Origin of the sequence: Mycobacterium sp. E1747 (assembly GCF_001667775.1) — a bacterium.
Taxonomy (GTDB): Bacteria; Actinomycetota; Actinomycetes; order Mycobacteriales; family Mycobacteriaceae; genus Mycobacterium.
Window position 1 is genome coordinate 1 of sequence record NZ_LZJI01000143.1, and the last position, 6,899, is coordinate 6,899.

The following is a 6,899-nucleotide window of genomic DNA, read 5'->3' on the forward strand; positions in this document are numbered from 1 at the left end:
GTGTCGACGAAGATGACCCAACCGTCTTTCGATATCACCGTCCTCTTTAACGGATTACAGCCCGTGCTTGCCACGATGAGCCCGGAGGAGATCAACAAGTTCACCACGAACGCGTCATTGTTCTTGGCCGGCGACGGTGGCGGCTTGCGGCCCATGCTCGACAGTGTCCGTCAGCTGGCCGCGTTAACGTCCGAGCGAGAAGAGATGATCAGCGGGCTGCTCCAAAACTTGTCCGGCTTCTCAGACGGTGTTCGCGATCGCTCGAAGCACCTAATCGAGTTTGCGGAGCAAGGGCGGATCGTCGTCAACGATGTGTTGACAATCTTGGACGAATTCCGCAAGTCGGATATCTACGGCCCCACGTTTCTGGGAAAAGCGCTGGAATTGCTGGATCACGCTGGCTTGAAACGTGGAATCAACCCGTCGAGGGCGTTAGATACAGCCTTCACCAACGTGTACGACGTCATCGAGGCGTATAAACGGACGCCGGTGTTCTGGGAAAACATCGAGCCGCCACCGCCCGCCGAGGGAGCCGCACCGTGTCATCGAGGACGGGCTGAGCTGCCGCTGCCGATGGATGTGCTGCTCAACGGGCGCAAGGTGATGATATGCAACCAGTGAATTCCAAGCGCCGGCAATACTTTTGGGGTGCCGGCGGACTGGCGGTCTTCGCGATCATCTGCGCTGTGGCAGGGCTGTTGTACGCTGCACCGCCTGGCCAACAGCCCGTCGTGTTCTACACCGACGATGCAATATCGATCCACAAGGGAGACACCGTGCGCATCGCCGGCATCGTCGTCGGCAAAGTGCAAGATCTCGCACTTGAGGCGAATCGTATCCGGGTGCGCGCGAGCGTAGACCGAGACGCTTTCGTCGGCGATCAGTCCCAAATCGAAGTCCGCATGCTGACAGTGGTCGGCGGCTACTACGTCACCATTGTTCCGCTCGGCGACAAGCCTCTGGGGAACAAGCCGATTCCCCGCGAACGAGTGACGTTGCCCTACAGCCTGATCCAAGTGCTTTCGGACACCACGAAAGTGACTGAGCACGTCACGACGAAACCGATCGAAGACTCTATTGACCAGCTTCAGCACGGCGTGACGGACAACAATGCTGACGTCGTAACGGAACTGCTTCGCACCGGCAACAAGCTGACAGAGTCACTCCAACGGCAGCGCGGTCAGATTTCTGCCATCTTGGATATGTCCAACGAGTATATTGGCCGCCTGAATGACAACCAACAGCTTGTCGAGTTTATGGTCGACCGAATCGCGATCATCGAGGAGACCCTGTCGTTATACCGCAAAGGGTTCGCTGGTGCGATCGCCGAATTCGGCGAAGTTCTGCGTCGGCTCGAAGAACCGTTGCACATGTATATGGATCACCGCACCGATTGGCTTCAACGAATGCAGGGCCTTCTGAACGAGTTTCAAGCCATCGCGGATCGTAGAGGGAATGCAAGCGGTTACTTGCAACGGATCCTGCGGCGTATCCGTTATCGGATGGAGCTCTCGCTGGACCAACAGGACGCAGATTCGCGACCCGAACTGCTTGCCACCGATCTGTGCATTCCGGTCGAGGGGAGTCCGTGTTGATGTCGCTTGGGCGCCATGCCTTTACCCATGCGGGACGCAGCTCGGCCATTGCCGCGTTGGCGGTTGTCGTTAGCGCTACGGCCTGTAGCGGGCAACATCAAAACCAGTCGCGTGAATTCTGCGCCTTGATGTCGGACAGCGTCGGGTTGTACGTCGGCAACCCCGTGAGTCAAATGGGCTACAACATCGGCACCGTAGATGCGATCGTGCCCAGAGGGCGCGATGTCGAGGTGAAGTTCAAGGTAACTGAAGACCGTGCGATACCGCATGATGTCAAGGCGGTCACCCGCTCGCCTTCGATTCTTGCCGACCGAACGCTGGAACTAGTCGGAAACTACAGCTCCGGACCCAAGCTAAAGGCGGGCGAGTGCATTCCCCGAAACCGCACATTCACTCCCTTGAGCATTTCTCAAGTGATCGGATCAGCGACCGATTTCGTCAACGGCATCAACCCGGCCGGATCGAACAACATCAAAGACGCATTGCACGGGATCGATGAAGCAGCTCATGGCAATGGCGCGGCGATTAATAAACTCCTCACCGTATCGTCGGATCTGCTTGATAATCCGAACCAAGCCATCGCCGACCTCGGTTCGGTGATCCGGAATACGGCCAAGCTGAGCTCCATCCTGGTCAAGAAGAGGGATCCGCTAAAGAAAATTCTTCAGGATCTGCCGGACCTAGCCCCGGATTTGGTCAAGGTCTCCGATGGTGCCAACGACATCTCCCACCCCATCGCTGAGTCGCTGGTATTTATCAGTGACTTGGAGCTCAGGTTCGGCAACGAGTTGCAGATATTGCTGGATACGGTCGGTGACCTCGTCCGGCACGGCGTGTGGCATTACAAGGGCTACATGAACATCCTGAACCCGATTCCGCGGTGGATCAGCGGCCTCGCCGGCGAACCGCCTGGGGCCGAGTCCGGTGCGATCGTTAAGCACATCAACAACCACATCTTCGACCTGATCCGGTGGCGGCCACCGCTGTTTCGCATCCGCACGCCGAACGGCCTCCTGACTTGTGGACAGCTGAATGCGGCATCGCCGGGAAGCTGTACCGATGTCCAGGGGACCCCGTACATGGTAGACGTTGCACTGCTGCAGTACGTGTTGACGGAGGCGCAGCGACGATGAGCAACAGATCCTGGTTGGCGATCGCTGCGGCGATGCTCGCTCTGATGGTGTCGTCGTGCGCCTCGATCAGCGTTAACTCGATGCCGCTGCCGGGGAGCAGTTACGCCGATGGCTACGACATCGCACTGGAGTTCGCCAACGTTCTCAACCTGCCCGATCGCGCGAAGGTAATGATGGACGGCACGACGGTTGGGGTGGTGACCAAGACGACCATCACCAAGAACCACGTGGAGGTGACCGCACGAGTCGACCGGGATGTGGTGATTCCGGCCAATATTCACGCGCTTTTGCAGCAAGCCACCGTCTTAGGTGACATATATGTCGCTCTCGAACGAGACGCGGAGGCTCCCAAGGGGCCGCCGCTGCGGCCGGGCGGCCGCGTGCCGATCGCGCAGACCACCTCGCCGCCCCAGCTCGAAGACACTTTGGCCAATCTGGCCAACTTCGTGGGGAGCGGATCAATTCAGCGCGCGCAGAACACCCTTATTAACATCAATAGGGTCACTCCCAACCAAGAAGATGTGCGTTCTATTGCGTCACGCGCGGCGACCGACCTTGCGGATCTATCCAATAACATCGACACCGTCGACAAGCTGATTAGCGGCGTCGGCTCCACCGCAGATGTGCTCGCCACGTACACCCCGTCTTTCCAGTTTTGGCTAAGCGCACAGGGAGTCCAAGCCGCTAGGCACCTGCTCGTCATGGTTGAGCCGATCGCGACCATTCTGCCCTCGCTGGGCACCATTTATAACGGCGGGTATTGGCTTTCGCCATTGGTCGGATCGCTGGCCGACGTGTTCGGTTCGCTTCAGCTGGCCAAATGGAACATCGAAGAGGCCTACCACAATTTCCGCACCTTATGGGTCGACTACTTCCTGCCGCAAGACCAGTTCCCGGCGATTAATATCACGTCAATCAAAGGTCCTGATGGACGTGAATTGTCGGGCAATATCGAAGAGGTCCTGAGAATTCTCGGAGGGATGCGGTGAACCTGAAGAGCGTGGTGACATTCGCGGCATACCTCGGGATGATTGCGGCCTTCATTGCATACGTAGCGTCACTGGGTGTGCGAGTCGCCCCTCCCGCAAACCGCACGAATCTCTCGATGGATGTGCCCACCATCAACAATATGGAGCTTGACGCCAGGGTCTTGCTCCGCGGTATTCCGGTGGGCAAGGTGACCGGTCTCGATGCACGGCCGGCCAGCGGGACGATCTCCTTCTACATCGATGACAATTACAAGATCCCGGTTGACAGCGATGTACGTCTGGAGAACCTCTCTGCGCTCGGTGAGACTTATATCGAATTCGAGCCGCGTCGCAGCGGTGGCCCCTATTTACAGAACGGGCAGCGACTCGCGGCGGAAGCGATAAAGCGACCTACATCTATTTCTGACCTCGGCGCCAGTGTCACCCGAGTTCTCAACGAAATGAACCCGGATGAGATGAGTCGCGTCGTGGGGGAGGCCGATCAAGGACTTCCGGACCCCAACGCGGTGCTGCCCAACCTCGCTAATGCGAGCCTGCTGCTGCGCAACACGACCGCCGACTTCCACGGCCAGGGCCGAGATGTGCTCAGAAATTTCCAGACGCTGCTGCAAAACGCAGGGTGGGTGGGACCCGTCCTCGCCGATGCGGCACCGGCCCTCGGGCAGATTGGACGGGGACTGCACAACACGGCGAACAACGCTGCCCATATCTCTTTACAGGAGGCGCAGCCAACTACGACCTTTGTATTCGGAAAACTTCTGCAACGGTTGCAGAAGCTACTAGACGACCGCGGCCCTGATATCAGGGTGATCACCGAGCCTCTCATGGCGAATGTCAAAGCCATCGCGGGTGCATTAGGCAGCGTTGATACCAGCCAGATTCTCACGAACGTGCTGGCGTCGGTGCCTGAGGACGGTTCGATCGAGCTGCACGTTGCAAGCACGGGAAGGTAGGTGTCAGATTTATGGCGAACACGGTAACCAAGGCAAGAGGTGCCACCATGCCAGACGAGGAAGAACCGATCGCCAAGCCAGATGAAGGCGCGGCGGAGACGGTTGACGCGGTCGAAGCCGACGGGGCGTCCGCCGAGGATGCGGCTGAAGAGACCTCAGAGGACGCTGAAGAGACCTCAGAGAACAAGGGGCTTTCCAAGAAGAAGAAGAAGGCAACCAAGACGGGAAGGCGCGTCTCTGTTTCGGTTCGCGCCTTGCTCGTCGGCGCCGTCATCTTCGGTTTGGCCGTTGCGGCGGCAGTGATGACCTGGCTCTACCTGGGTGCGACGACAAAGCTGGATCAGCAGGCCCAGAAAGCCAGCAACTATAAGCGGGCCGAACAAATTTCTCTCGACTACGCGGTCAACGCTGCCATCATGGACTACAAAGACCTGGGCCCGTGGAAGGCCAACCTTGTGAAAGGCACCACCCCGGAGCTGAAAGAAAAGCTGAGCAAAGCCGGCAACGCGATGGAGCAAATCCTGACACCGCTGCAATGGATTTCCACGGCAAAGCCGCTGTCAGCAAAAGTGCGGCAGGATAATAACGGCGTCTACGTCGTGGACGCTTTTGTGGGAGTGATGACAAAGACCGTGCAGGCCCCGGATAGCCTGCAGTCCACCGCCACTTACAGCATTACCGTTGACAGCAACCATGATTGGCAAATCAGCGATGTTGGCGGCATCGCCGGAGTCCTTGGCGAAAAGTAACGATCATAAGCGTGCGAATTACAAGCTCGGAGGCGCGTTATGGGCATACTCCCTTGCGGTGCTGCAGCAATGATGACGAGGGTTCGACATTGTCTCGCGCTGACAGGATTAGCCGCTATGGGCGCGGCGGCAGTGGCACTTGATGGGCCGGTAAATGCGGCACCGGTGAGCCAGCCGCCACCACCACTGCCGGTGATAACGCCTACCCCATCAAACTGGTCTCCGAAATTCCCGTTCCCGTTCGAACAGACGCGGAAAAATGTGACCGATGCGGATATCACCGCGGAGCGCGAAATGTGTCAGTGGTTCAACGCAGAGTTCCACGACCTGCGAGTTCAGATCGACCAAATTGGTTTCGACCTGCTCGCAGCGAACAACGACTGGAACGCCCCAGGAATTCAACCGGAGGCCGATGCTGTCGTCGCCAACATCGATCAATCCGAAAATTTCCTCGCGCCTCGGGCGCAAGCACTCACCCAAAGTCAGGATGCCGTCGGGGATGTCTACTTTCCGATCTATCAAGGCGAAAGTTTCTACCGGTTATGGCAGTACCTCTCCAACGTCAGCGTCGGGCTCAAGGCTCGCAACACCGCGTGGATATATGGCCCCGTCGTCCAACGGGAGAAGCATTGGGGCAGCAAGATCGAGCGGTCGCATGTGTGCGATTAGCGCTGCGGCTCAAACTGATGCGCACATCGGGCCCCGAGTGCAGGGCTGAGGTGACGCAATGAGCCAACAGTCGATTACCGGCGCGTCTAGAACCCCCACTACTGGGGTGATGCGAAACGCACGTGGTTCGCGCCGATACGGAGCGCACTGCGCGAGGCGCGCTGGGGGTGTCGCGTGGGTCATGAGCATGGCTGTGATCATCGGAATCGGCGTAGCACCGAGGTCCGTCGCAGATGCGTCGGCGAACATGCAATCCGCGGTCGCATCCGCGCGGAGCGGATGTCCGGCCCTGCAGCCCAATCCGGTTTTGAATGAATTGGCCCAACGTGCGAATTTATCGACAGATTCATATATCTTGTTCCGCGCGCGGTCTCAACCCATAGGCAGCCCGAAGGGAGATGTGCTCCCCGCACTGCATCAGATGGGGTACAGCGCGAACAAGGCGAAAATACTTTCCGGGTATGGCGATCCCGAGATCACCGGTTACGGGGACGTCGCCGCAAAAGCAATCTACGGAGCCATATTAGAGGGATATGAGGCGATTCCGGACTGTGGCTATACGAGACTCGGTACCGATGTTCTTCAGAATGAGAGCAAGGGCTACGCGTTGGCCACGGTGATTCTTACTGACGGGTAGACCGAAGTCATTTGTCCCGACATTCTTGCATCGCACATAGAAGGACAAGCCGCAAGGAGAACAGCCCATGATTACTCGACGCCACGCAAGTGTTGTCGGCGCGGCCCTCGCGGTAGGGGCGTTGTTCGGTGGTCATTTGACTAGGGCAGCGCCGGCTCACGCTGACGTGCACAG

Annotated in this window: 7 protein-coding genes and 1 pseudogene; all 8 read left to right on the forward strand. The window is 58.3% G+C overall.

Annotated elements, in window-relative coordinates:
* Positions 1-621, forward strand: a pseudogene (locus A5695_RS29065) (MCE family protein); the annotation flags it as partial.
* Positions 609-1,595, forward strand: a complete 987-nt coding sequence (locus A5695_RS14005) for an MlaD family protein (RefSeq protein WP_068082715.1) — start codon at positions 609-611, stop codon at positions 1,593-1,595. The pseudogene A5695_RS29065 and the gene A5695_RS14005, both read left to right, overlap by 13 nt.
* Positions 1,595-2,728, forward strand: a complete 1,134-nt coding sequence (locus A5695_RS14010; RefSeq protein WP_231974820.1) for an MlaD family protein — start codon at positions 1,595-1,597, stop codon at positions 2,726-2,728. The genes A5695_RS14005 and A5695_RS14010 overlap by 1 nt, the downstream gene beginning before the upstream one ends.
* A complete protein-coding gene (locus A5695_RS14015; protein WP_197515479.1) occupies positions 2,725-3,717 on the forward strand; it encodes an MlaD family protein in 993 nt (330 codons plus the stop codon). Before A5695_RS14010 ends, A5695_RS14015 begins: the two co-directional genes overlap by 4 nt.
* Complete coding sequence (locus A5695_RS14020; protein ID WP_068082720.1) at positions 3,714-4,670, forward strand: MlaD family protein; 957 nt, start codon at positions 3,714-3,716, stop codon at positions 4,668-4,670. The genes A5695_RS14015 and A5695_RS14020 overlap by 4 nt, the downstream gene beginning before the upstream one ends.
* A gap of 47 nt (positions 4,671-4,717) precedes the next feature.
* Positions 4,718-5,419 (forward strand): hypothetical protein, encoded by a 702-nt coding sequence (locus A5695_RS14025; protein ID WP_068082724.1) that lies wholly within the window; start codon positions 4,718-4,720, stop codon positions 5,417-5,419.
* A gap of 117 nt (positions 5,420-5,536) precedes the next feature.
* Positions 5,537-6,088, forward strand: coding sequence for a hypothetical protein (locus A5695_RS14030; protein ID WP_197515480.1), 552 nt, complete (start codon positions 5,537-5,539; stop codon positions 6,086-6,088).
* A 187-nt stretch (positions 6,089-6,275) separates the two neighbouring features.
* A complete protein-coding gene (locus A5695_RS28525) occupies positions 6,276-6,725 on the forward strand; it encodes a hypothetical protein (RefSeq protein ID WP_197515481.1) in 450 nt (149 codons plus the stop codon).
* The last annotated feature ends 174 nt before the right edge of the window (positions 6,726-6,899 follow it).

Coding starts and splice junctions, on each gene's coding strand:
- A5695_RS14015 (WP_197515479.1), top strand. CDS start 2,725: ATGAGCAACAGATCCTGGTTGGCGATCGCTGCGGCGATGCTCGCTCTG.
- A5695_RS28525 (WP_197515481.1), top strand. CDS start 6,276: ATGGCTGTGATCATCGGAATCGGCGTAGCACCGAGGTCCGTCGCAGAT.
- A5695_RS14025 (WP_068082724.1), top strand. CDS start 4,718: ATGCCAGACGAGGAAGAACCGATCGCCAAGCCAGATGAAGGCGCGGCG.
- A5695_RS14010 (WP_231974820.1), top strand. CDS start 1,595: ATGTCGCTTGGGCGCCATGCCTTTACCCATGCGGGACGCAGCTCGGCC.
- A5695_RS14030 (WP_197515480.1), top strand. CDS start 5,537: ATGGGCGCGGCGGCAGTGGCACTTGATGGGCCGGTAAATGCGGCACCG.
- A5695_RS14005 (WP_068082715.1), top strand. CDS start 609: ATGCAACCAGTGAATTCCAAGCGCCGGCAATACTTTTGGGGTGCCGGC.